The following is a 1505-nucleotide window of genomic DNA, read 5'->3' as shown; positions in this document are numbered from 1 at the left end:
CGGGTCGCAGCTCCACGGCGTGTCGCAGAGCATCACGACCATCCTCGGCGGCGACTCCAAGGTGAACCCGGACGGCACCATCACCGGCCCGACCTTCAACATCCAGGGCGGCAGCTACACCACCATTTCCAACGCCTTCGAGGCGGTGGACGGCAGCCTGACGACCATCAACAAGCAGCTCGGCGACATCAACAACGGCGGCGGCATCAAGTACTTCCACGCCAACTCGACCCTGGCGGACAGCCAGGCGATCGGGACCGACAGCGTGGCGGTCGGGCCGGCGGCCAAGGCCTCGACGACCAACAGCGTGGCCATGGGCAACGGGGCGGAGGCGAGCGCCAATGCCGGCGACGTGGCGCTGGGCGCGGGCTCGAAGACGCAGGCCGCGGTCGGCACCTCGAGCGCCTCGTTCAACAACTTCACGCTGACCGGCTTCGCCGGGACCAACCCGACCAGCACGGTCAGCGTCGGCGATGTCGGGGCCGAGCGCACCATCACCAATGTCGCAGCGGGGCGGATCTCCTCGACCTCGACCGACGCGATCAACGGGTCGCAGATGTTCGCGCTGGCGAACGTGGTCGACAACGCGATCATCGGCGGTGGCGGCATCAAGTACTTCCACACCAACTCGACCCTGGCGGACTCCGCCGCCATCGGCACCAACAGCACCGCCATCGGCCCGGCCTCGACCGCCAGCGCCAGCAACGCGATCTCGATGGGCAACGGGGCGAACGCCTCGGCCAACAACGCCATCGCGATCGGCGCCGGGGCGCAGGCGACCAAGGCCAACTCCCTGGCCCTGGGCGCGGGCTCCACGACCATGGCCAACCTCTCCGACGCGGCCTATGCGCCGGTGGTCGGGATGAAGCCGGCCGGGGTGGCCACGGGCGAGGTCTCGGTCGGCTCCTCGGGCGCCGAGCGCCGCATCACCAACGTCGCCGCCGGCTCGGCCGCGACCGACGCGGTCAATGTCAGCCAGCTGACGGCGCTGTCGAGCATGTCGGTGAAGTACGACACGGACGGCTCGGGCAACCTGACCAACCGGATCACGCTGCAGGGCGGCAACCCGAACGCGCCGGTCACCATCGGCAACGTCGCGCCGGGCGTGAACGGCACGGATGCGGTCAATGTCGACCAGCTGAAGGGCGCCTTCGACTCGCTCAACGGCAAGATCAAGGCGGCGCGGCGGGAGGCCTGGCAGGGGGCGGCGATCGGCATCGCGGCGTCGTCCCTGCAGTTCGATCCCCGCCCGGGCAAGCTCAGCGCCGCGGTCGGCGGCGGCATGTGGCACGAGCAGGGGGCCCTGGCCCTCGGCCTCGGCTACACCGCCGAGACCGGCTGGGTCCGGGTGAATGCCCGGGCCGTCACCAGCGGCGGGGATTGGGGCGCCGGCATCGGCGTCTCCTTCACCCTCAACTGAGGCGGGGGGCGATGCGGCTGGCGGGATGCATCGCGGCGGGCCTGATGGCGATGTCCGGGAGCGCCTTCGCGGTGGGGTGGGTGCA

1 protein-coding gene is annotated in these 1505 nt (G+C 70.8%); it reads left to right on the top strand.

Annotated features, from left to right (window positions below; translation table 11 throughout):
• On the top strand, positions 1-1420 hold a 1420-nt coding region (locus tag G537_RS40690), incomplete at its 5' end, for a YadA-like family protein (protein WP_211230554.1).
• Between the last annotated feature and the right edge of the window lie 85 nt (positions 1421-1505).

The sequence above is a fragment of the Inquilinus limosus DSM 16000 genome (genome assembly GCF_000423185.1).
Taxonomy (GTDB): Bacteria; Pseudomonadota; Alphaproteobacteria; order DSM-16000; family Inquilinaceae; genus Inquilinus; species Inquilinus limosus.
Note: the sequence above shows the minus strand (reverse complement) of the source record. Positions and strands in the feature narration are given on the sequence as shown.